Here is a 22,179-nt window from a genome sequence, read left to right as displayed (position 1 = left end):
AACAACCAACCACTACCATGAATATATATTTTAGGACCGTACTTATCATATTGCTCACTTTTCAATTCAACGCCTGTTTAGAGATACCCAGCTTTGGAAAAAAGGAAGAGTTGTCCGTTTCCGAAGACTTTAAAACAGTCAAGATCAATGATTATAGCATGGCTGTCCCAAAATATATGAAAACAGCCACGGGTCTTAACCCAGATGCGTCTTTGCAATATCAGAATATATTCAAGGAAGCTTATGTAGTGGTCATTGATGAACCAAAAGATGAGCTTAAGGAAGTCTTTGAAGAATTGAACGAATGGGACGATTCCAAATCGGTTTCGGAGAATTACAGGGATATACAGTTAAATTTTCTTGAGGAAAGTATTACCATTACAAAGCAAATGCCGGCCAAAGCAATGAAAATAAACGGCCTGGACGCACAGGTAGTAGATGTTGACGGAAAAGTTGATGGTATTATGTATGAAATAGCGTATACCATCGCCTTTGTTGAAGGTAACGAAAATGTGTATATGATTATGGCCTGGACCCTGAAGGACAAAAGGGAAAAAACAAAGAACACCTATGCACAAATAATCAATTCTTTTGAGCTAACCGAATGATATTCCACATGAAACCGTATATATTGTTGATGTGTTTATTGATGGGGGTGCAACTGAGCAGTGCACAATCGTTTGACTTCAAAATTGACCATTTCGCCATAGTGGTAGATGATGTTGATAAAAGCGCCGAATTTTATGGCAATATTTTAAAGTTACGGGAAACGCCCCATCCGGACAAGAAACCCGGATTCAGATGGTTTATTATTGAGGGAAGTTCACAGATACACCTTATCCAAAAAGAATTTACTCCCTTCGAAAAAAACAAATCCATGCATTTGTGTTTGGCAACCCAAAATCTGGATACCGTAATTGCGCACTTGAAAGAGAATAATGTGCCGTTTTCGGATTGGCCCGGAAAAGCGAATGCCATAACCAAACGAACCGATGGCGTAAAACAGATTTATATTCAAGATCCCGATGGGTATTGGATTGAAATCAATACAGCTGAACACTAGCGTCTTTTCCATTTTTTAGGATAACTTGTAATATGTTAATAAAACAGTTTCAATAATGGCCAATCCAATAAAAAAAATCTTTCCATTGGGCTTTCCTTGGCAAACGGAAGACCCGTTTTTATTTTGTGTATACCATTTGGACCATTATCCAAAAGGAAAAGAAGATATGTCCCCGAACGCTTCGTTGGAAGGGAGAACTTTAGGTAATGATTTTACAATAAAAGATGGCTGGCGAATGTATCATGGTCAAACCATACCTGGTTTTCCGGCGCATCCGCATAGGGGTTTTGAAACCATAACCATCGTAAACAAGGGGTTTTGTGACCATTCAGATTCGTTAGGGGCCGCAGGTAGATTTGGAGAAGGTGACGTACAATGGATGACCGCTGGGCGTGGTGTACAACATTCTGAAATGTTTCCGATGCTTCATACAGATAAAGAAAACACATTAGAGCTGTTCCAAATATGGCTCAACCTACCCAAAGCGAATAAGTTTGTCGAGCCCCATTTTAAAATGTTATGGCACGAGGAAATACCGATAGTGAAAATCGAGAATGCACAAGTCAAAATAATTGCGGGAAGCTACGCTTCGGTTAAAGCACTAGATCCGGCTCCGGATTCGTGGGCGGGCATTACCGATAACGATGTCGCTATTTGGAACATACATATTGATGCCGAGACCGAGTACATTTTACCAAAGTCCAATATATCCGATGTTAATAGAACCTTATATTTTTACGAAGGTGATTCAATCACCATTGCTAATACGGCCATACGACCCAATTACGGTGCAACATTGAACCCGAACAACGATATTTCCATCATATCTGGGAAAAAACCGTCGCATTTATTGCTGTTACAAGGTAAACCGATTAATGAGCCTATAGCTAAATATGGGCCATTTGTCATGAATACCGATGTAGAAATCCAAAAAGCGATGCAAGAATATCGAACCACCCAATTTGGTGGATGGCCTTGGCCATATACGGATAATGTACACGATAGGTCCAAAGGTCGTTTTGCAAAATACCCCGATGGCACCTTAGTAAAAAAATAAATTAATGAAACTAACTCTTAAACTAGCGGCGATTTACAATATAATATGGGGCGCTTGGGTCGTACTGTTTCCTGACCATTTTTTTGATTTGGTAGGGATGCAACCGTTGAACCATCCCATGGTTTGGCAAGGTATGGGAATGGTAATCGGGGTTTATGGCCTAGGGTACTGGTGGGCTTCTTATGACCCTATGCGACATTGGCCCATTGTAGCGGTCGGGTTTTTAGGGAAAATATTGGGGCCTGTTGGTTTCTTCTTCAATTACCTGCAGGATATCGTTCCCTTTGAATTTATTTACACACTTATTACCAACGATTTTTTGTGGTGGATTCCATTTTTTCTTATCCTGAGAAAAGTACATGTGGAATATAAATGGAAACTTAGCGGTGACGGAAACCCTTAAATACAGTTTGGCTGTTTTCTACGTGGCTGCGGGAGCTTACCATTTCGTAAATCCCGATTTCTATCATAGCCTTATTCCCGATTATCTGCCTTATCCCGTGTATATAAATTACTTGAGTGGTTTATTGGAAATAGCAATTGGAGTATTGGTCCTTAATCAAAAAACAAGAAAGATGGCCTGTTATGCCATTATAGGCTTATTACTGATTTTCATACTATCACATATCTATTTTATCCAAATAGGTTCCTGTGCTGATAATAGTTTATGTGTACCTGCTTGGGTATCTTGGGGTAGACTACTAGTTGTTCATCCGTTATTGATATATTGGGCATGGCTTGTGTCTAATATACCCCAAAAACAAACAAATGCATATTGAATTTCTACGATTACTTTTCGATTTTGGGCTTGTTATCCTTATTTGGACGGTTCAGCTAATCATTTATCCCAGCTTTCCGTATTACGGTAGACTTGATTTGATAGAATGGCACAAAATATATGTGCAGCGTATATCCTATGTGGTTGTTCCGTTGATGTTCGGTCAGTTGGTCGTTTCCGCTATACAAGTATATGAGTCCCAAACCTTCTATACCATTGCCAGCTTAATTCTTGTGATTTTAGTTTGGGCACTTACCTTTTCTCAGTTTGTTCCGCTACACCATAAAATCTCGAATACAACATTTACGGAAAAAGATGTACGACAATTGATAGTAAGAAATTGGGGAAGAACAATACTATGGAACCTGATTTTTATTTGGGGGCTAATAAACCTTTTTTAGCCGATTGAATAACCGGGTGCCAGAATACCTTCGGCCAATTCTGGGTGGCGTTTTAGATAGACTACAACAAACGGGCATAAAGGTGCCATTTTGATTTCCTGTTCCTTTATGTGTTCAAGTACTTTGGAGACCAGTGCACCACCCACACCTTTGCCTTCCAAAACTTTGGGAACTTCGGTATGGGTCAAATATATTATCTCCTTTTTGGAGATTATGTAATCCAAAAAAGCAATTTGACCATCTATATGCAGTTCAAAACGTTTTTTAGCGCTTGAATCGTTATTTAACAATGGTATGGATTTCCAATCTGTTTTTTTATCCATAGTGTAGCTGATAGTATGCTTAAACTCTCGTGATCTTTGCGCCTATGTCACTTAAACGTTCATCAATATTCTCATACCCCCTGTCAATCTGTTCTATATTGTGAATAGTAGATGTACCTTTCGCCGAAAGTGCGGCGATCAACAATGAAACCCCCGCCCTAATGTCAGGAGAAGTCATTGTAGTGGCCTTTAAGGTAGATTTGAAATCATGCCCCATAACGGCGGCCCTGTGGGGGTCGCATAGGATTATTTTAGCTCCCATGTCCAACAACTTGTCCACAAAAAACAAACGACTCTCGAACATTTTTTGATGAATGATCACTTCTCCCCTAGCCTGTGTGGCCATTACGAGAATAATACTCAACAAATCCGGTGTGAGCCCTGGCCATGGAGCATCGGCAATAGTAAGGATTGAACCGTCTATGTAGTTTTGGATTTCATAACCATTTTTGTGTTCGGGAATAAAGATATCGTCACCCTTGCGTTCCAATTGAATCCCCAATTTTCTGAATACCGAGGGAATTTGTCCCAAATCGTCCCAGCTTACATCTTTTATGGTAAGCTCGCTCCGGGTCATGGCCGCAAGTCCTATCCAACTTCCAATTTCAATCATATCGGGTAGCATACGATGCTCGGTACCGCCTAGTGTATCAACACCTTCAATGGTCAATAAATTGGAGCCGATGCCCGTGATCTTTGCACCCATTCTGTTCAACATTTTGCAAAGTTGTTGTAGATATGGTTCACAAGCGGCATTATATATCGTTGTCGTACCTTCGGCAAGCACGGCTGCCATGAGTATATTTGCGGTACCGGTAACCGAAGCCTCATCGAGCAACATGTACGTACCCCTTAGTTTCTTGGCCTCCACTCCGTAGAAATACTCTTCTTTATTATATCTGAATTTAGCACCGAGTTTAATGAATCCCTCAAAATGCGTATCCAATCTGCGACGACCTATTTTATCACCGCCAGGTTTGGGTATATATCCTTTGCCAAAACGCGAGAGCAAAGGGCCTACAAGCATGATAGAGCCTCTGAGGCCCCTACCGTCTAGCTTGAACTGATCAGACTGTAAATAGTCCAGATTAATATCATCTGCCTTGAAGGTATAAGCGCCCTTACCCTTCTTTTGGATTTTCACACCCAAGTCCTCTAACAAAGAAATAAGTTTGTTGACGTCTACTATATCGGGAATATTGGTAATCGTTACTTTCTCCGGTGTCAACAAAACCGCACATAATATTTGTAAGGCCTCGTTTTTTGCACCTTGGGGCGTGATTTCACCATGCAGCTGGTGCCCCCCTTCAATTTTAAATGTTCCCATTTAAAGTACTGAGTATTAGTATCGCTTTTTACCGCGATTATTATTTCTTTGATTTTTTTTATTGTTGTTGCTCCGCCCCGTATTTTTGGCGACTCTATTTTTGAGGAATTGGCCACTATCCGTAAGATTTTCACCATCGGACGCTAAATCAATCTGACCGTCACTCAACTCGAACAAGTGTTCAAAAATGGCCTTGTCATCAACGGTGTCCTTATTCCAATTTAAGTAGCACTTTTTCATATGATTAGCGATGGCATATTCCAGGCCATCACGCATATCGCCCTTTTCCCATTTAACGGCAACATCTATCATTCTTTTGATGTTGTTGCCATAAAAGCGATATTTAGGAAAATTTTGGGGGTATTTCAAAGGTTCGGGACGTTGTTGCAAAACCTCTTTACTGGTAATGGGAAAGGGTGATTCTACATCCAGTTTAAAATCGGACATAATAAACAATTGGTCCCAAAGTTTATGTTGAAAATCGGGCACATCCCGTAAATGTGGTTGCAAATTGCCCATTACGCTTATGATCGCTTTGGCTATTCTATTTCTTTCTTCATCGTCTTTGATGGATACGGCATGATCGACCATTTTTTGAAAATGACGCCCATATTCGGGAATAATGAGCTTTTCGCGCTCAGTATTGTATTCTAGGTTTTCTACTAAATTCAAATTGTGGTTTTTTGCTTAAAAATTTAGGAATAGTGAAGTATAGTCCAATAATGACCGCAAAATAACAAAATTATGGTAGATATACTATTTTAAAGGGATATAACACCTTTTAGCTTACCTACTTCTTTGTATTTTTGGATAACCTCGTCGGGGTTTTTAAGGTTTACGGTAACCGATATGCTGGTATATTTTCCTTTTTTTGACTGTTTTGATTCGATTACGGCTCCCGTATTATCAAAAATATCTTGAATTTTACCAATTTTATCACTTTCCGTTGGCACTATAAATTTATACAGGTAGTCAGATGGCCATGTGGTACTTTCATCCAACTGTTCTTTTAGCCTTTTATAGAACTCCTCCGGTTTTTCCTTGCCCATGCTCTTCTTTTGTGCAAAGATAAAGTAACCTTTACAATTTTTTGCTTTTAGTGTTTGGCAGTTTTTTATGCTGCGATCGGTTGTTACAGGTTTGTGTATTTTTGTGCCATAAACCATTTAATATTCAATTTGTATTGAAACAGGACAAAATTGTAATAACGGGAGGCCCCGGAACCGGAAAAACAGCGATTATTGAAAAATTGCAAGCATCAGGGTATCATTGTTTTCCCGAAATTATACGTTTAATGACCTTGGAAGCCAAGCAAGATGGTACGATGCAGACCATAGGTTCAAACCCTATTTCTTCAGTTTCCGACCCCATGAAATTCAACGCAAAAATCATTAAAGGAAGGGTAGCGCAATTTATTGATGCACAACAACTAAAAAAATCCCCGGTATTTTTTGATCGTGGCATACCCGATGTATTGGGCTATATGGAATTTTTTGGGCAAAAACACAAAAAAAACTTTGTAGAAGCATGTGAAAACTTTGTGTACGATAAAGTGTTTTTGCTACCACCATGGAAAGAAATATATGTACGGGACAATGAAAGGTTTGAAAGCTTTAAAGAAGCGGAACAGATACATTTTTGTTTGGAAAAGGTTTATGGCAAAATGGGGTATGTACCGATTACCGTACCAAAGGGGAGTATCGAAAATCGAGTATCTTTTATTTTAAATCAAATAGAGAATTAGTGTCCCAAAACCCAAAACATATCTTGAAAAAGTATTGGGGCTTTACCAGCTTTAAAGGTTCTCAAGAAAAAATCATAAATACCGTTTTGAATAAAACCGATGTGCTCGCCCTGTTACCGACAGGTGGTGGCAAATCGCTTTGCTATCAAATTCCCGCTTTGGCACAAGATGGTATTTGTATTGTGGTCTCGCCTTTGGTCGCCTTGATTCACAATCAAGTGGAAACCCTAAAAGAAAAAGGAATCAAAGCTATTGCATTGACCGGGGGTATTCCTTTTGACGAAGTCAGTAACCTATTGGACAACTGCATCCACGGAAATTATAAATTTCTATATTTATCCCCTGAACGTTTGCAACAAGAAGTGGTTTCGGACAGGATTCGCCAAATGAACGTAAACCTAATTGCAATAGACGAGGCCCACTGTATCTCGCAATGGGGACATGATTTTAGACCTGCATACTTGGAGTGCTCCAGATTAAAGGAGCTCGCTCCTGATATTTCGATAATCGCACTAACGGCAACAGCCACCGAAAAAGTGGCCAAAGATATTTTGGAGAATCTGGGAATGCACAACAAAAGCATTATAAAAGATTCTTTTCTGCGTGACAATATTGCTTTTACCATTTCCTGGGACGAGGATAAATTGTATCGCCTGCAACATTTGTGTACAACCCGTAAAGACAGTACCATTGTTTACGTGCGTACAAGAAGGTTATGTGTAGAGCTAAGCTCTTTTTTGCAATCCAAAGGCTGTTCAGTATCATTTTTTCATGGTGGTATGCCCAAAAAAGAAAAAGAGAAGCGTTTGAATGCGTGGTTAAAAAACAAGACCCAGATCATGGTAGCTACCAACGCTTTTGGCATGGGCGTTGATAAACCTGATGTTAAACTTGTTGTACATTACCAAATACCGGATAGTCTGGAAAATTACTTTCAAGAAGCCGGGCGTGCGGGAAGAAACGGTGAAGCGGCTCAAGCGGTTCTAATTACGAACAAGGCAGATGAAGAACAGGTGAAGAAGCAATTTTTGAGTGTTCTACCTGACGTTTCTTTTTTAAAACTGTTATACCGAAAACTCAACTCCTATTTTCAAATCCCTTACGGTGAAGGTGCTAACGAAACCTTCGCCTTAAAGTTCAACGAGTTCTGCAACATCTATGAATTAAATACTTTGCTTGCCTATAATGGCCTACGAATGCTGGATCAAAATTCCATTATTGGTCTGTCGGAGAATTTTTCAAAAAAAACAACGGTACAGTTTATTTGTACAAAACAACAACTCTTCGCTTATCTTGAAATTCATAAGAAAGAGGCACCCATACTTAAGACGATATTGCGCACCTATGGTGGGATTTTTGATTACAACACCAAAATAAATACCTATTTAATCTCAAAGAAAGCTAATGTTACAGAAGATAACGTTATCAAAACCCTGGAACGTCTTAAAACTGATGAAATCATAACCTATAATGCCCAACATAGCGATTTGGAAGTTACTTTTTTAGTGCCCAGGGAAGACGACAATACCATACACGGTATTTCCAAAAAAGTGGAAACCATTCAAAAAGTGAAGTCGGACAATATAACGCATATGCTTTCTTACATCAAAAACGATACGGTATGCAGGAGCAAACAATTATTGCAATACTTCGGCGAAAGATTAGAACATGACTGTGGCATTTGTGATATTTGCCTCCATAAGGATGAAATTGATATTCCTATCATCAATCTGGTACGTGAAGATATACTCAAACGATTATCCGCCGGGAATATGTCCTCTAGGGAATTGATACAAGTATTGACCTACAAAGAAAAAAACATTCTTTTAGCCATTCAGGAACTATTGGAGGATGAACTGATAAAAATCGATTTAAAAAACAAATACGAATTAATCTAATATGGATGCATTGCGTATAGTATTTATGGGTACCCCGGATTTTGCCGTGGCAACACTTTCCGCTTTGATGGAAAACAAAAAAAACGTCGTTGGGGTAATTACCGCGCCAGACCGTCCTGCGGGCAGGGGTAGAAAAGTGCAAGAATCCGCAGTAAAAAGGTACGCTCTCAAAAAAAATATCAAGGTATTGCAACCCACCAATTTAAAAGATGAGGCCTTTCTAAAGGAATTGGGATCGCTAAATGCAAATCTACAGATAGTTGTCGCTTTTAGAATGTTACCTAAAATAGTGTGGCAAATGCCCAAATACGGCACCTTTAACCTACATGCATCTTTGTTGCCCAACTACAGGGGGGCCGCTCCTATAAACTGGGCGATAATTAATGGGGAAACCGAAACCGGGGTCACTACTTTTTTTATAGATGAGAAAATAGACACCGGAAAAATAATCCTCCGCAAAAAAACAGAAATCAAAAAAGAGGATACTGCAGGTATACTGCATGATAAGTTAATGATGATAGGGGCAGAATTGGTGATTGATACGGTAAAAAAAATAGAAAATGATGAAGTGACACCAGTGCCACAGTCAGAAATGGAAACTACGGCCCAAGTAAAGGATGCGCCCAAAATACATAAGGACACCTGTAAGATAGACTGGTCTTTGCCCATTAATGACATTTACAACCATATTAGAGGCCTAAGCCCCTACCCGTCCGCCTGGACAACGCTAAAAAATGGGGAGGAATCCATGGTCATCAAAATATATGATGTTGATACGATTTTGGAACAGCATAATGTAGCAACAGGCGAACTGGTTGTCGGCAAAACAGAGCTAAAAGTTGCCGTAGCACAAGGCTATATTGATTTACGGGAAATACAGCTCCCTGGAAAACGTAGAATGCCAGTAAAGGATGTTTTGAACGGATTAAAATTGGCAAAAAATGCCCATCTTCTCTAAAGCCCCATTATTATTGGGCTGCGAGAAACGTAAGAAAACCCTCTACTTTATCAACAAACACCCTGAGTTATCAACAAAAGCAGTGATTTCCCTTGATTTTACTTGTGTTGATCGTAAATCCATATAAATTTGTTTAAGCTTTAAAATTATTTTAAACAATTAATTTAATTACATTATGAACAAAACAGAATTAATCGATGCGATGGCAGCTGATGCTGGCATTACAAAAGCAGCAGCTAAGAAAGCGTTAGAATCTTTTTTAGGAAATGTTGAAGGTACACTTAAAAAAGGTGGAAGAGTTTCTTTGGTAGGTTTCGGATCTTGGTCTGTATCTAAAAGAAACGCTAGAGAAGGTAGAAACCCATCTACCGGTAAAACTATCCAAATCGCAGCAAAAAATGTAGTGAAGTTCAAAGCTGGTGCTGATTTAGGTAAAGCAGTAAACTAATTCTTTCATAGAATAATACATTGAGCACTATGCTTTTGCATAGTGCTTTTTTATTGCCCACTTTTGGTATTAATAAGAATTATCTTATTTTAGTTAGACTAACACATTAACATGGTACTATTAAAACCGAAAAAAGGAAAGTTATTGATAGCTGAACCTACCCTTACAGGCGATGTATCATTTAACAGGGCCGTTGTACTTTTAGCCGAGCACAACGACGAAGGCTCAGTGGGCTTTATATTGAACAAACCGTTGGATTACGATATAAGCGATCTAGTAACCGAAATTGAAATCCCCATTCAAGTTTACAATGGCGGCCCGGTAGAACAGGATAATCTTTATTTTATCCATAGTGTACCCGATTTAATTGACAATAGTATTGAAATATCCGATGGGATCTACTGGGGAGGCGATTTTGAAAAGACAGTTCACCTTATCAACAACAAATCGATAACCGATAAAGATATCCGTTTCTTTTTGGGATATTCCGGCTGGTCCACCTTTCAATTGGAAGAAGAACTGACCTCCAAATCATGGGTAGTCGTAAAAAACGAATATGAAAGTGACATCATACACAAGCCCGCCAGTGCGTTCTGGAAAGAAAAAATGATGGAATTGGGCGGTGATTATCTTTTATGGTCCAATGCACCCGAAAATCCGAATTTGAATTAATTTGGCAATTGAACTAACCCAACCTAGCCGCTACATTCAGCTTTCCCATCAAATCTTTTGCAACCGTATTCGTATATTCTTTTTTTCTGTACTTTGTAATCGGCTGTATGCCCATAATAGCGTTGGTAACGAATAATTCATCTGCTTTTTGAAGCTCAAAAGGCGAAATTGAGGCTTCTTCGAAGGTATAATCATCCAACTTTTTAACGATTTCAATCAGTTTTTTTCTAATGATTCCGTTCAAGCAACCGTCTTTTAAAGATGGGGTTTTGACCATATTCCCCTTGATCATAAAAAGATTACCGTTCAATGCCTCTACGACTTGTTTGGCATTGTTTAGCAGTAAGCAATTATGATAGCCGTTTTCCTGTGCATAAACACTGCCTATAACGTTCAGTATCTTATTATTGGTCTTTAGGTTAGATAGCATATCAGCGTTGATATAGTAATCCTTGAACAGTTCTACCTCGTATTCCTTTTCTTCCAAAACAAAGAAAGGAGTCTCCAAAACCGTGGTTTCGATAATATAGGAAATCGATTTTTTTTCTGGTAGATAAAACCCGCCATCATTCCTAAAAACGATGAGGCGAACCCGGGCCAAACCGGTGTTGGAAGTATTTGCGGCTATGGTTTTCAAAATCTGTTCCTCAAGAAATTCCATGGTAAAGTCCATAGGGATTTCCATACGCAAAATACGCATAGAGGCCATAAGCCTAAGGTAATGGTCTTCCCAAAAAAAGATTTTACCGTTAACGACCCGGATAGCTTCAAAAAGTGCGTCTCCGTATCGTAAGCCCCTATTGGTGTGATTTAGAAAAAAAGTATCTGATGGAGTTATATTTCCATTAAAATTTATCATAAAAAAAGCCTTGAAAAATCCAAGGCCAAAGATACTTCTTTATTGCAAAAACGTTTATTTGGATCCCAGTACTTGTTTTAGGGAAGCTATTTGGTTTTCCCAAAGCATTTTAGCCTCGTCAAGCTCGTCCTCGTCAGCAAAATCTGTTATGAACAGGGATACGTCTTTCGTGATTTCGTCAACTATTATTTTCATTTCAAAAAAGCCATCATCATCTTGGTCCGTCCATGCAAATTTTACGAATTCATCGCTTTTTCGTTTTAAAAGCTTAGCCTCTTCTTCCGAACCGTCCCAAATGAAACTAAATAGTTCACCGCGTGAATTTACGTTGTCGGCAAACCATTCAGAAAGACCGGAAGGCGTTGATATGTAATTGTATAGTAATGATGGTGAGGATTGTATAACAAACTCTATTTCAAATTTTATTCTATCGTCCATTCTCAAATGTTTTCTATGGGCAATATATAGATTTCCTTATGATAAAAAAATAAAACCGAAGGAATATTTTTAAGGCCCTTATTTTGATGAACAAGAAATTAAACTTTATATTTGCACCCGTTTTACTATACCTTGGCGAGGTAGCTCAGCTGGTTAGAGCGTCGGATTCATAACCCGGAGGCCGAGGGTTCAAGTCCCTCTCTCGCTACTCCAAAAATAGACCACTTTTTAGTGGTCTTTTCTTTTTAAGAATTTAATGGAAAATGACCTCGTTCCATAACTTTTGATAAGTCAACATACGCTCAACATATAACATGCTCAAGTAAGCATTAAAAATAAATTCAAAGTTGGGGAAACTCTCAGGAAATTATACTTTTATTTAGTACCTGTTGCCCATTTTTTTGAGCATGCAGTTTTAATCAGAGACCTTCTCAGCACGAAACCGTATTGATTGATATAATCATAAGACCCACCTGAATCTTCAACAGGGTTTCATATGTAACACTTGGGATAATGAGAATTCCATTCTTTGAGCGAAAATTTTACTGCTGAATGAAAACCTCCAACAAACACGTGTGACTTTAAGGTAGCAACGACTTAATATTGTTAATGTCTTAACAAAAAGAAGGCGAATTTTAACTATTTATTGCAAAAAGTAAGAATTATCCTAAATAAATGTTTTGTGGTGTTATAATTTTATGTTAATTTTCAAAAGTTTAACTAATTAACACCTCACATTATGAAAAAAAATTACTCATGGTGTGATAATTTTTTAACATTTAGCATGTTAAAAAGTTATCGCATTTTCACTTTTATCTTGCTTTTTGTTTTCTGCGGAATTCAAACGGCACAGGCTCAGAAAATGGAAAAACTGCCTGGTCCTATCGTAGTTTGCCCCGCAAATTATGAAGATCAGCATTCCAGAATAGCCATGTCACAAATGGCGGCGAAAAAGTCTTCTTTTTCACGTACCAAAAAATCTGCTACGGCTGAACTTTTGGTTACTTTTGGTCCCGAGGCACAGTCTAGGCCCGAGGTTGTGGCCGCATTCCAGTTTGCCTTGGACATTTGGGCAGAGGAAATTGTTTCAACCGTACCTATCCGGATTTTTGCAGAGTTTGCAGACTTAGGCCCCGGGGTTCTTGCCTCGGCAGGACCCACCTCTATTTTTAGGGATTTTGAAGGTGCTCCAGAACCTGGTGTATTCTACCCGGCTGCTTTGGCAAACGCCTTGGCAGGGGTTGACTTGGATCCCGAAGAAGAATTTGATTTAGTGGTAAATCTTGGAAACGGCATTCCATGGTATTTTGGAACAGATGGGAACACTCCGGCCGGATTATTTGACTTTGTCACTGTCGCATTACATGAAGCTGGCCATGGGTTAGGTTTTATTGATGGTGGAGATGTTGATAACAATGGTGTAGGTTCGCTTGGCTTTGCTGGTGGTGTACCTATCATTTTTGATATTTTCGTAGTTGATGGCGATGGCAATTCAGTACTTGATCTGCCCAACCCATCACAAGAATTGGGAGACTTCTACACCAGTGGAGATGTCTTTGTCAATGGCACAAATGCCGTAGCGGCACTTGGCGGTGTTCTCCCCGAACTATTTGCACCAAATCCTTTTCAAGGAGGCTCCAGTATTGCGCATTGGGACGAAGCAACTTTTCCAGCAGGTGACCCCAATTCATTAATGAGCCCACAAGTGGGAGCTTCAGAATCCAATTTCAATATTGGTGATATTACTAGAGCACATTTTAGCGACATGGGATGGCAAATCGCAGGAGCTGCGCCAATTGCGGCCTCGCCATCTTCAATATCCGATGAAATTAACGTAGATGAAATTTCAATTAGCGAATTGACCGTTACGAATGTATCCGATCAATCCGTGGTAGTTACGCCTAGCGTAGCGCCTGGTTCCTTGATAGAGCTATTCGACCCTGCCACAATAACGTTGGATGTATCTGAATCTGCCATACTACAAGTACAGTTCAATACAACAGGTATTACAAAAGGCATTTATACCGACGAAATCATACTGACTACTGAAGGGTTTGATAGAACAGTGACCATACCGGTAACACTAAGGGTTTTAGATGGTACAGAAGCGCCTATGATCGGTATCTCACCAGAATCCTTTGATGAAACGATAGATCAATTTCAAGTCATCACTAGAGATTTGAGCATCCAAAACTCGGGCGACGATGACTTAAACTATACCATTACCATTAACAATAGCGATGGTATCTCTCCGGTCGGCTTTGAAAACAGGGTGACCCTTACAAATAATTTTATCGCTACTGAAGGTTTCAAAACCGGAAATTATGGGACTAATGGAGCACCAAAAGGATTGTCTTCTTTGATAACTTCGCATGACGGTATATTTAATTCAATCGTTACGAACCTTTTTTCAGGTGATTTTGAAGAGTATGCCCTTGGTAATATCGATGATCAGTTTGGATGGTTCATATCGGCAGCTACCGAAGCTGATGATTGGGTCGTTACCAATACCAATCCTTTTGAGGGAAATCAGCACATTAGTAGTGTTTCTGATGGTTTAGGCGGTAATCGTTTAGCCTTTACACCTGTAATCACGCCCGGCAACGAACCTTTTATGGTCTCCTCTACCAGAGTAAACATTCAAGGTAGTGGTACTACGTGGGAGGTTATCCCGCAATCCCCCGCTGCAGGATCGGTGGTGACCCGGGTGCGTTTCAATGCAGACCGCAGTATAGATATTTTAGATGGTGGATCATCGGCCTTCATACCTATTACTGCCGTAACTCCCGAAGGTTACTTTGATCTACGGATTATAGTTGATAAGGACGATGCGGCAATGCAAGTCTTCTTTGACGACGAATTGGTTTTCTCTGGGACCGCTTTTGCCTCTGAAATAGAACAAGTGGTATTTTTAACCCCGATGGAAGCAGTCGGTTCTACTATGGACATAGATAATGTTGAAATTATAGACGGTGACGAAAATGCTTTTTTCCTTACTGTTTCGCCCACAGCAGGCATTGTTCCCTTTGGAACTACTGAAACCGCAACGGTAAAGTTTGACGCAAGAAGTCTAGTTCCCGGTGTCTACAATGCTACGATTAATGTAGCAAGTAATGATGAAACAAATCCGAATATAGAGATACCTGTTACTCTCACAGTTCAAGTACCACCAACAATAGGTGTAACTCCAGATGCGTTAAGCGCTGCTGTTGACGTGAGAATCGACGACCCCGCGATAGCCGAACGTTCGTTCCAAATCACAAACACCGGTGAAAGCGAATTGAATTTCACAACCGGTGTCGGTACAACAGTATTTTCCCCGCCTTCTACAAATAGCGCCAACTTGATTGCCAATATGGACATGCGTAAATATGGGCAGGGCAATACTGAAAGATTTGATAAAAACAGGCTTAAGTCAATTGAAAGTAAACCAAACAAAAAACTCAAGCTATTATCTGCAAAAAATATTGAGCTAGAGAAAAATGCAAGGGTATTTTCAGATTCTATCTTTTACGATACAGGTATCAATTTTCCAGATGATTTTATAGGTTTTGGGGATGGTACCGCTTTGGCATTTGCGGTCAAATTTGATGCGGAAAGTGATTTCACTCTTAACGCTGTCAGAAATGCATACCAGACTGAAGACCTTGATGAAGTATCGATTATTCTCGAAGTCATCAGAGGAGGAGAAACACCTGATTTGGGCCAACTCTTGACCTCGCAGGTCATAACCCAGACCAGTGCCGATGGTATCTTTTTAGAAGAAATTCTTAATGAACCTCAAGAATTCAATGCTGGCGAATCATTTTGGGTAGTCCACAAATATCCGGAGGGGATTGATTTTTCCCAAGGGACTTTTGACACGACTTCGGTAAGGCCCGATACATATTATGCAAGTTCGGATAACGGTGCAAGCTATGACAACCTTGACAACTTTGCCTTTTTGACCAGAGCATTAAGTGGCGGGGACGAAGGGGATTATATCACGTTGGAGCCGTCTTCCGGTACTGTTGCACCCGGTCAAAGTGTTGAAGTTTCCGTAAGTTTTGATGGAAGCTCATTAGCGAACGGAATTTTTGAAACAGATATCTTGGTGAATAGCAATGACCCTGTTACACCAACTGCCGCGGTTGCGACTTCTTTTGAGGTTTCAGGACAAGTTTCAGGTATTGAGGTATCAGATGAATTATTGACGTTTAATGACGTTTTCATTGGAAATGAAAATAATCGAACTTTTACGATTAGCAGCACTGGCCTTGCATTATTGAACATTGAAAGCATAACTTCTGATAACCCGGATTTTAGTGTTGACCTTTCTTCAACGGTAATACCCGGTGGAGAAGAGCAAGAAATTACGGTAACGTTCGCACCTTCAACAGTTGGAAGTATCAACGGGATTATTTCCATCGTCAGCGATGCACCTGATACAGATACTATTGAGGTTATCGTAAACGGTATAGGGGTCGACCCACCAACTGCTATTTTAGACCCTTCAGAAGTGTTTGAAGTTGTAGATACGGGTAAAACGGTAACTACAGAAATAACGTTGCGAAATGACGGGAGTTCTCCTTTGGTATATTCCTTTCCAGAATTGACAATGGCAGCTGCCTTGGCAAACCCTAGTGCCGTAATAAGCAACAATGCAGAGCTAATCGAGTTTTCTGGATTTGAAACTAAGGAAAAGGGAATTAAGGATACTCGCTCAGGTGCGAAAGTACTCAATAGTATGGGCAAGGATGATGAGTTTGGGTACACGTGGATCGATAGCGATGAAGAAGGTGGACCTGTTTATTTCCCATTCGACATAAGTACTATAGGCTTTGAGCTTACCGAGTTTGTTGGTGCCGATGGCACGGCAGAGCTTGCTTTACCGTTTCCCATCGAGTTTTATGACAGTACTTATGAGAGCCTTTTTGTAAATGCCAATGGGTTCGTATCGTTTCAACCACCAACCAGTCCATTTACTTTCTTTAATGGGCAAATACCTGTAGATGATGGTATAAACAATATCATTGCAGGTTTCTGGGCAGATTTAGAACCGCAAGAAGAAGGTGGATCAGTGCATATTGCAGCTTTTGCCGATGCTGTGGTGGTTCAGTGGACGAATGCTCCGATATTCTTTGGTAATCCTGAAGAAACGGTAACATTCAAGATTATTATTCTGGATGATGGAACAATAGATGTTTTTTACGATGATGTCAACGCAGCGTCGTTTACAGACCAAGGCACAGTTGGTATTGAAAATGCCGATGCCACTGATGGGGCTCAGGTAGCTTTCAACACACCCTACATAAAAGATGGGTTGGCTTTACGTTTCATTAGACCTGAAATTCCACTTACGAATTTCATAAGTGATATTTCATCGTTGTCAGGAGTAATTCCGGCAGGTGGCTCCCGCAATTTGACCGTTACGTTAGATGCCACTGATTTATCTCCCGATGTGTATTATGACGAACTTAATGTTTCTAGCAATGCACCGGATAAGAGTACTGGAACATCACTTATTGAATTAACCGTATTGGATGCGCCCACTGTGACCAATTTCACCCTTATAAATGCAGAAACCAATGAAGAAGTAGGTCCGCTAGAGGAAGGTACAATAATTGATTTAGCCAATTTTGCATCCAATAGCTTTAGTATTTTAGCTAGTGTAGGAGAAGTTCCGGTAAGCAGCGTCATTTATGATTTTAATGGTACTGAGGGTTTCAAAACAGAAAACATAGCGCCCTTTACCTTGGCAGGTGATTTGAACGGCAATTTCAATTCTGTTGTCTTCCCATTAGGTAACAACACAGTGACAGCGACCCCTTATCCGGAACGTGGCGGTAATGGGGAAGCCGGAAAATCCTTGACAATAAACTTTGAGGTAATCGATACAAGAGTAAGAGAAATAACCAGTTTCACCCTCATAAATGCTGATACCGATGAAGAGATAGGCCCATTATTGGAAGGCGATGTGATTGACTTAGCCGATTTCCCATCAAATAGTTTTAGTATTTTGGCGAGTATAGGTGAAGCCCCGGTTAAAAGTGTTGTTTTTGATTTCAACGATACCGAAGGTTTCAAAACGGAAAATATCGCACCTTATACTTTAAACGGTGATTTGAATGGTGATTTTAGGTCAGTATCGTTTCCATTGGGCAACAATACCGTGAAAGCAACTCCGTTTTCAGAATCCAATGGTGAAGGAGAAGTCGGTAACGCTTTAACGATAAACTTTGAGGTCGTAGATACTCGAGCGAGTGAAATTACTAGTCTCACACTTATAAACGCAGAAACCAACGAAGAGGTAGGTCCATTGTTGGAAGGTGATATAATCGATCTAGCAGACTTTGCTTCAAACAATTTTAGCATTTTAGCAAGTGTAGGGGACCTTCCTGTTAGAAGTGTCATCTTTGATTTTAATGGTACGCAAGGTTTTAAAACGGAAAGCATCGTACCTTTTACATTAGCAGGAGATAGAAATGGTAACTTCAACTCAGTTAGTTTTCCATTAGGAAACAATACGGTAACCGCGACTCCTTTTTCGGAACGCTCAGGAAATGGGGAGGCTGGGACTTCGCTTACCATCAACTTTGAGGTTGTAAATAGTGTGGAAAATACATCAAATTCTATTTTAAACAATGGAAAAGTATATCCAAACCCTGTTGAAAACATAACACAGTTTACTTTAGAAGGTACTTCTAACCAAACTTTAAAAGGTACGCTACATAATATGATGGGGCAGCTGGTAAAAGAGTCCTTTGATTTTAAAGTAGATGAATTTGGCAGTGCTCCCCTAGATATGACGACTTTGCCCAAAGGCGTGTATATATTGAATCTTAGGGATGTAACAGGTAAAACTGTATCACAAGTCAGGATAATCAAAGAGTGATTTGTGCTGCAATTATCACATAGCCTTCTTAGTTAATGAAAGGCAGAGACATTAAGTTTCTGCCTTTCTTTTAAAGAAGAATAGTAAATTAAAAAGACCGCAAGTAGCGGTCTTTTTTATGGGACAAAATATTCAAAAAAAAATCAATGTTTCAAATAATCCAAAACATTGTTTCTTATACGTTCTTGAATATTTGAGATTTCTGCCCTTATGAAGGCTTCACCCATTATATTTTCATAGAGTTCAATATACCTATCCGATACCGTTTTAATATATGCTTCGCTCATATTGGGAACAGTTTGACCTTCCAAACCTTGAAAACCATGATTAATAAGCCATTGACGTACAAATTCTTTGGATAATTGTTTTTGGGCTTCACCCCTATCTTGTCTTTCTTCATAGCCATCCGCATAAAAATATCTAGAAGAATCCGGTGTATGAATTTCATCGATGAGTACGATTCTCCCATCTCTGGTCTTCCCAAATTCATATTTGGTATCAACCAAAATAAGACCACGTTCTGCAGCAATCTGTGTACCTCTTTGAAACAATGCTTTGGTATATTGCTCCAAAACAAAATAGTCTTCTTGGGAGACAATACCTCTTTTTAAGATATCCTCACGTGAAATATCCTCATCGTGATCACCTTTATCCGCTTTGGTAGCCGGCGTTATAATAGGTTGTGGAAATTTATCGTTTTCCCTCATTCCATCGGGCATGGGCACTCCACACAACATACGCTTTCCCGATGCATATTCTCTTGCAGCATGACCGGACATGTACCCCCTAATCACCATTTCAACTTTGAAGGGTTCGCATGCATGGCCTATCGCAACGTTAGGGTCTGGAGTAGCAGTCAACCAATTGGGAACAATATCTGCGGTCGCAGCCATCATTTTGGTTGCTATTTGGTTCAAAATTTGGCCTTTATACGGTATGCCTTTGGGCATTATTACGTCAAAAGCGGATAGCCTATCCGTAGCGATCATGACAAGAACATCGTTCTCCAGAGCATACACTTCCCTGACCTTACCCTTATATACGCTTACCTGACCTGGGAAATTAAAATCGGTATCGATTATTGTGTTTGACATACCTCTGCGGGCTTTTTATTTTTGCAATGTAATTGTTTACATGGAGTTTTGGTGCTCTATATCTTTATAGGCATCTATTACTTTTTTGACCAGTTTATGTCTTATCACATCCTTATCGTCCAAATAAATCATCTCGATGCCTTCAACGTTTTTTAGAATCAATAAGACTTCTTTAAGCCCAGAAATGACACGCCTTGGCAAGTCTATCTGCCCAGGGTCTCCCGTAATTAAAAACTTAGCGTTTTTCCCCATACGGGTAAGGAACATTTTCATTTGCGCGTGCGTGGTATTTTGTGCTTCGTCCAAAATCACAAAAGCATTATCCAATGTTCTACCCCGCATAAAGGCCATTGGGGCTATCTGTATTGTGCCATTCTCTATGTAATGTGCTAATTTTTCCGCAGCGATCATATCACGGAGTGCATCATACAAGGGCTGCATGTAAGGATCCAGTTTTTCCTTTAAATCCCCGGGCAAAAAACCCAAGTTTTCCCCTGCTTCTACCGCAGGTCTGGTCAATATAATGCGTTTCACCTGTTTTTCTTTCAATGCTTTAACGGCCAACGCAACGCCTGTATATGTTTTTCCGGTTCCTGCAGGGCCAATGGCGAATACCATATCGTTGTTCTTTGCCGCATCGACCAATTTGCGTTGGTTGGCGGTCTGCGCTTTTATCAATCTTCCGCTCACACCATGTACCAATACTTCCCCACTCTTTTCGCTAGATTGATAGTCTTCCTGTGTATCGCTCGTCAATACCCGTTCGATTACATTTTCATCCAGTTTGTTATACTTGACAAAATGGGCCGTTAGCATATTGAACCGCTTACTAAACTCTTCTAGGAGTTCATCATCACCATATACTTTTATCTTGCTGCCGCGGGCAACAATCTTAAGTTTGGGAAAATATTTTTTTAGTACATCAATGTTAGCGTTCTGCTGCCCAAAAAAGTCTCTTGGGCTAATTTCGGTAAGTTCTAATATGAGTTCGTTCAAAGAATAATTGTATTAAAGATTTATGGCAATGGGATATGCTCTTATTCGCCTTTTTTTTGTGTAATTTTGTTAAACAAACATAAGTAAAAAATCAATTTACCTAACCAAAAACATATCAACAGTCCTGCATGGCAATAATAACTTTAACTACTGATTTTGGGCATAAAGACCATTTTGTAGGAGCTATAAAGGGTACCATTTACACAGAGCTGGAAGATGCGAAGATTGTTGATATTTCCCATTCCATAAGTCCGTTCAATATTCAGGAATGTGCCTATATCCTTAAAAATTCATATAAGGCATTTCCCGAAGGCACCATTCATATTGTGGGAGTAGATTCCGAACCTTCTCCCGAAAACGAGCATATAGCCGTTCTGGTAGATGGTCATTATTTTATCATTGCCAATAATGGGGTTATTTGTTTGATAACTTCTGAAATAAAACCGGAAAAGGTTGTGGAGATAAACATTCCCAATCCACAATTTGGTTCTTTTCCCGTGCTGAATGTTTTTGTACAAGTAGCTTGCCATATTTCACGTGGTGGCACCCTAGAAGTTGTCGGCAAGCCTTTTGACAAATTAAAGGATATCAAGGAGTTTGCCCCTCGCATAACCGACGGTGGCAATGCAATTGTGGGTAGCGTGATATATATAGACAACTATGGCAATGTTGTGACCAACATACAAAAAAGCCTGTTCGAAGCATATCGTAAGGGTAGAAGGTTCGAGTTGCAGGCCCGGTCCAAAAAAATTAATGAGATTCATTATAAATACAGTGATATTATCAATTTTAACCTCGAAAAAAATCAACGTAAAGGCCCTGGGGATCTATTGGCCCTTTTTAATTCTGCCGAATATATTGAGTTGGCCATTTATAAGAGTGACCTGAATACCGTAGGAGGCGCTTCGACACTTCTAGGGTTGGACTATAGGGATACCATAACCATTAATTTTTTATGATGGTGGTAAGGATTGTAAAAATGACATTTAAAACCGAAAATATCACTAGTTTTAGGCAAATTTTCGAGAAAAATAAAGAAAGCATAGCCAGTTTTGACGGTTGCACTTTTTTAGAGCTATATCAAGATAAGATAAAACCTGAAATATTTTTCACTTACAGCTATTGGGAAAATGAGAATTATTTGGAACAATACAGACATTCCGATTTTTTTAAATCAGTTTGGTCACAGACCAAAGTTTTGTTTGCCACACCCCCCGAAGCATGGAGCCTAGAGAAATTATAATTGATC

Annotated in this window: 22 protein-coding genes and 1 tRNA gene; 15 read left to right on the top strand and 8 right to left on the bottom strand. The window is 39.7% G+C overall.

Features of this window, described 5'->3' with window-relative positions:
- The first annotated feature begins 17 nt into the window (after positions 1 to 17).
- From HYG79_RS15745 to HYG79_RS15725, 6 genes are read left to right on the top strand one after another with little or no spacing between them, the layout of a single operon-like run.
- Positions 18 to 608, top strand: coding sequence for a hypothetical protein (locus tag HYG79_RS15745; protein WP_179243021.1), 591 nt, complete (start codon positions 18 to 20; stop codon positions 606 to 608).
- Positions 609 to 616: 8 nt separating this feature from the next.
- Entirely contained in the window at positions 617 to 1,063 is a 447-nt protein-coding gene (locus tag HYG79_RS15740; RefSeq protein ID WP_179243020.1) for a VOC family protein, read from the top strand.
- Between the two features lie 55 nt (positions 1,064 to 1,118).
- Positions 1,119 to 2,120 carry a pirin family protein gene (locus HYG79_RS15735; RefSeq protein WP_179243019.1) on the top strand — a complete coding sequence of 334 codons (1,002 nt, stop codon included), beginning with the start codon at positions 1,119 to 1,121 and terminating at the stop codon, positions 2,118 to 2,120.
- A 4-nt stretch (positions 2,121 to 2,124) separates the two neighbouring features.
- The gene (locus HYG79_RS15730) at positions 2,125 to 2,523 is read left to right on the top strand and encodes an alkyl hydroperoxide reductase (RefSeq protein ID WP_179243018.1); all 399 of its coding nucleotides are present in this window, start codon (positions 2,125 to 2,127) and stop codon (positions 2,521 to 2,523) included.
- Positions 2,480 to 2,899, top strand: coding sequence for a DoxX family protein (locus HYG79_RS18295; protein WP_394367004.1), 420 nt, complete (start codon positions 2,480 to 2,482; stop codon positions 2,897 to 2,899). Before HYG79_RS15730 ends, HYG79_RS18295 begins: the two co-directional genes overlap by 44 nt.
- Positions 2,889 to 3,299 (top strand): hypothetical protein, encoded by a 411-nt coding sequence (locus HYG79_RS15725; RefSeq protein WP_179243017.1) that lies wholly within the window; start codon positions 2,889 to 2,891, stop codon positions 3,297 to 3,299. The genes HYG79_RS18295 and HYG79_RS15725 overlap by 11 nt, the downstream gene beginning before the upstream one ends.
- Here the strand turns inward: HYG79_RS15725 and HYG79_RS15720 are convergent.
- The 4 genes from HYG79_RS15720 to HYG79_RS15705 form a co-directional block, all read right to left on the bottom strand.
- On the bottom strand, positions 3,296 to 3,622 hold the full coding sequence (locus HYG79_RS15720) for a GNAT family N-acetyltransferase (RefSeq protein WP_179243016.1): 327 nt from the start codon (positions 3,620 to 3,622) through the stop codon (positions 3,296 to 3,298). The genes HYG79_RS15725 and HYG79_RS15720 overlap by 4 nt on opposite strands.
- A 19-nt stretch (positions 3,623 to 3,641) precedes the next feature.
- A complete protein-coding gene (murA, locus tag HYG79_RS15715; RefSeq protein ID WP_179243015.1) occupies positions 3,642 to 4,949 on the bottom strand; it encodes a UDP-N-acetylglucosamine 1-carboxyvinyltransferase in 1,308 nt (435 codons plus the stop codon).
- A gap of 15 nt (positions 4,950 to 4,964) precedes the next feature.
- Entirely contained in the window at positions 4,965 to 5,621 is a 657-nt protein-coding gene (locus tag HYG79_RS15710; protein ID WP_179243014.1) for a DUF4290 domain-containing protein, read from the bottom strand.
- Between the two features lie 89 nt (positions 5,622 to 5,710).
- Positions 5,711 to 5,998, bottom strand: a complete 288-nt coding sequence (locus HYG79_RS15705; protein ID WP_179243013.1) for a DUF493 family protein — start codon at positions 5,996 to 5,998, stop codon at positions 5,711 to 5,713.
- A 134-nt stretch (positions 5,999 to 6,132) separates the two neighbouring features.
- Here HYG79_RS15705 and HYG79_RS15700 point away from each other — a divergent pair, with 134 nt between their 5' ends.
- The 5 genes from HYG79_RS15700 (at position 6,133) to HYG79_RS15680 (ending at position 10,669) form a co-directional block, all read left to right on the top strand.
- A complete protein-coding gene (locus HYG79_RS15700) occupies positions 6,133 to 6,693 on the top strand; it encodes an AAA family ATPase (RefSeq protein ID WP_179243012.1) in 561 nt (186 codons plus the stop codon).
- Positions 6,694 to 6,716: 23 nt separating this feature from the next.
- Complete coding sequence (locus HYG79_RS15695; RefSeq protein ID WP_262888981.1) at positions 6,717 to 8,591, top strand: RecQ family ATP-dependent DNA helicase; 1,875 nt, start codon at positions 6,717 to 6,719, stop codon at positions 8,589 to 8,591.
- A gap of 1 nt (position 8,592) precedes the next feature.
- Complete coding sequence (fmt, locus tag HYG79_RS15690; RefSeq protein ID WP_179243010.1) at positions 8,593 to 9,549, top strand: methionyl-tRNA formyltransferase; 957 nt, start codon at positions 8,593 to 8,595, stop codon at positions 9,547 to 9,549.
- A gap of 175 nt (positions 9,550 to 9,724) precedes the next feature.
- On the top strand, positions 9,725 to 9,997 hold the full coding sequence (locus HYG79_RS15685; RefSeq protein ID WP_179243009.1) for an HU family DNA-binding protein: 273 nt from the start codon (positions 9,725 to 9,727) through the stop codon (positions 9,995 to 9,997).
- Positions 9,998 to 10,108: 111 nt separating this feature from the next.
- Complete coding sequence (locus tag HYG79_RS15680; protein ID WP_179243008.1) at positions 10,109 to 10,669, top strand: YqgE/AlgH family protein; 561 nt, start codon at positions 10,109 to 10,111, stop codon at positions 10,667 to 10,669.
- 13 nt (positions 10,670 to 10,682) lie between these two features.
- Here HYG79_RS15680 and HYG79_RS15675 read toward each other — a convergent pair whose 3' ends face one another.
- The gene (locus HYG79_RS15675; RefSeq protein WP_179243007.1) at positions 10,683 to 11,528 is read right to left on the bottom strand and encodes an aminotransferase class IV; all 846 of its coding nucleotides are present in this window, start codon (positions 11,526 to 11,528) and stop codon (positions 10,683 to 10,685) included.
- A 54-nt stretch (positions 11,529 to 11,582) separates the two neighbouring features.
- The gene (locus HYG79_RS15670) at positions 11,583 to 11,966 is read right to left on the bottom strand and encodes an START-like domain-containing protein (protein ID WP_179243006.1); all 384 of its coding nucleotides are present in this window, start codon (positions 11,964 to 11,966) and stop codon (positions 11,583 to 11,585) included.
- 134 nt (positions 11,967 to 12,100) lie between these two features.
- On the opposite strand from HYG79_RS15670, the gene HYG79_RS15665 reads away from it, so the two are divergent.
- Positions 12,101 to 12,174 (top strand) — tRNA-Met (locus tag HYG79_RS15665).
- A gap of 576 nt (positions 12,175 to 12,750) precedes the next feature.
- The gene (locus HYG79_RS15660) at positions 12,751 to 18,840 is read left to right on the top strand and encodes an Ig-like domain-containing protein (RefSeq protein ID WP_179243005.1); all 6,090 of its coding nucleotides are present in this window, start codon (positions 12,751 to 12,753) and stop codon (positions 18,838 to 18,840) included.
- Positions 18,841 to 18,983: 143 nt separating this feature from the next.
- On the opposite strand, the gene HYG79_RS15655 is transcribed toward HYG79_RS15660, so the two are convergent.
- Together HYG79_RS15655 and HYG79_RS15650 are read right to left on the bottom strand one after the other, a co-directional pair.
- Complete coding sequence (locus tag HYG79_RS15655; RefSeq protein ID WP_179243004.1) at positions 18,984 to 19,934, bottom strand: phosphoribosylaminoimidazolesuccinocarboxamide synthase; 951 nt, start codon at positions 19,932 to 19,934, stop codon at positions 18,984 to 18,986.
- A gap of 36 nt (positions 19,935 to 19,970) precedes the next feature.
- Complete coding sequence (locus tag HYG79_RS15650) at positions 19,971 to 20,930, bottom strand: PhoH family protein (RefSeq protein ID WP_179243003.1); 960 nt, start codon at positions 20,928 to 20,930, stop codon at positions 19,971 to 19,973.
- Positions 20,931 to 21,058: 128 nt separating this feature from the next.
- On the opposite strand from HYG79_RS15650, the gene HYG79_RS15645 reads away from it, so the two are divergent.
- Positions 21,059 to 21,889, top strand: a complete 831-nt coding sequence (locus HYG79_RS15645) for an SAM hydrolase/SAM-dependent halogenase family protein (RefSeq protein ID WP_179243002.1) — start codon at positions 21,059 to 21,061, stop codon at positions 21,887 to 21,889.
- Positions 21,886 to 22,173, top strand: a complete 288-nt coding sequence (locus tag HYG79_RS15640) for a putative quinol monooxygenase (RefSeq protein ID WP_394367003.1) — start codon at positions 21,886 to 21,888, stop codon at positions 22,171 to 22,173. The genes HYG79_RS15645 and HYG79_RS15640 overlap by 4 nt, the downstream gene beginning before the upstream one ends.
- Positions 22,174 to 22,179: the final 6 nt, after the last annotated feature.

Source organism: Costertonia aggregata (assembly GCF_013402795.1).
In the GTDB taxonomy this organism is placed as follows: Bacteria; Bacteroidota; Bacteroidia; order Flavobacteriales; family Flavobacteriaceae; genus Costertonia; species Costertonia aggregata.
This window is presented reverse-complemented; position numbering and strand designations above follow the sequence as displayed.

Bases quoted from the DNA above. Each gene is read 5' to 3' on its own strand.
- HYG79_RS15745 (WP_179243021.1), top strand. From the start codon at position 18: ATGAATATATATTTTAGGACCGTACTTATCATATTGCTCACTTTTCAA.
- HYG79_RS15740 (WP_179243020.1), top strand. From the start codon at position 617: ATGAAACCGTATATATTGTTGATGTGTTTATTGATGGGGGTGCAACTG.
- HYG79_RS15735 (WP_179243019.1), top strand. From the start codon at position 1,119: ATGGCCAATCCAATAAAAAAAATCTTTCCATTGGGCTTTCCTTGGCAA.
- HYG79_RS15730 (WP_179243018.1), top strand. From the start codon at position 2,125: ATGAAACTAACTCTTAAACTAGCGGCGATTTACAATATAATATGGGGC.
- HYG79_RS18295 (WP_394367004.1), top strand. From the start codon at position 2,480: ATGTGGAATATAAATGGAAACTTAGCGGTGACGGAAACCCTTAAATAC.
- HYG79_RS15725 (WP_179243017.1), top strand. From the start codon at position 2,889: ATGCATATTGAATTTCTACGATTACTTTTCGATTTTGGGCTTGTTATC.
- HYG79_RS15720 (WP_179243016.1), bottom strand. From the start codon at position 3,622: ATGGATAAAAAAACAGATTGGAAATCCATACCATTGTTAAATAACGAT.
- murA (WP_179243015.1), bottom strand. From the start codon at position 4,949: ATGGGAACATTTAAAATTGAAGGGGGGCACCAGCTGCATGGTGAAATC.
- HYG79_RS15705 (WP_179243013.1), bottom strand. From the start codon at position 5,998: ATGGGCAAGGAAAAACCGGAGGAGTTCTATAAAAGGCTAAAAGAACAG.
- fmt (WP_179243010.1), top strand. From the start codon at position 8,593: ATGGATGCATTGCGTATAGTATTTATGGGTACCCCGGATTTTGCCGTG.
- HYG79_RS15685 (WP_179243009.1), top strand. From the start codon at position 9,725: ATGAACAAAACAGAATTAATCGATGCGATGGCAGCTGATGCTGGCATT.
- HYG79_RS15680 (WP_179243008.1), top strand. From the start codon at position 10,109: ATGGTACTATTAAAACCGAAAAAAGGAAAGTTATTGATAGCTGAACCT.
- HYG79_RS15675 (WP_179243007.1), bottom strand. From the start codon at position 11,528: ATGATAAATTTTAATGGAAATATAACTCCATCAGATACTTTTTTTCTA.
- HYG79_RS15670 (WP_179243006.1), bottom strand. From the start codon at position 11,966: ATGGACGATAGAATAAAATTTGAAATAGAGTTTGTTATACAATCCTCA.
- HYG79_RS15660 (WP_179243005.1), top strand. From the start codon at position 12,751: ATGTTAAAAAGTTATCGCATTTTCACTTTTATCTTGCTTTTTGTTTTC.
- HYG79_RS15655 (WP_179243004.1), bottom strand. From the start codon at position 19,934: ATGTCAAACACAATAATCGATACCGATTTTAATTTCCCAGGTCAGGTA.
- HYG79_RS15645 (WP_179243002.1), top strand. From the start codon at position 21,059: ATGGCAATAATAACTTTAACTACTGATTTTGGGCATAAAGACCATTTT.
- HYG79_RS15640 (WP_394367003.1), top strand. From the start codon at position 21,886: ATGATGGTGGTAAGGATTGTAAAAATGACATTTAAAACCGAAAATATC.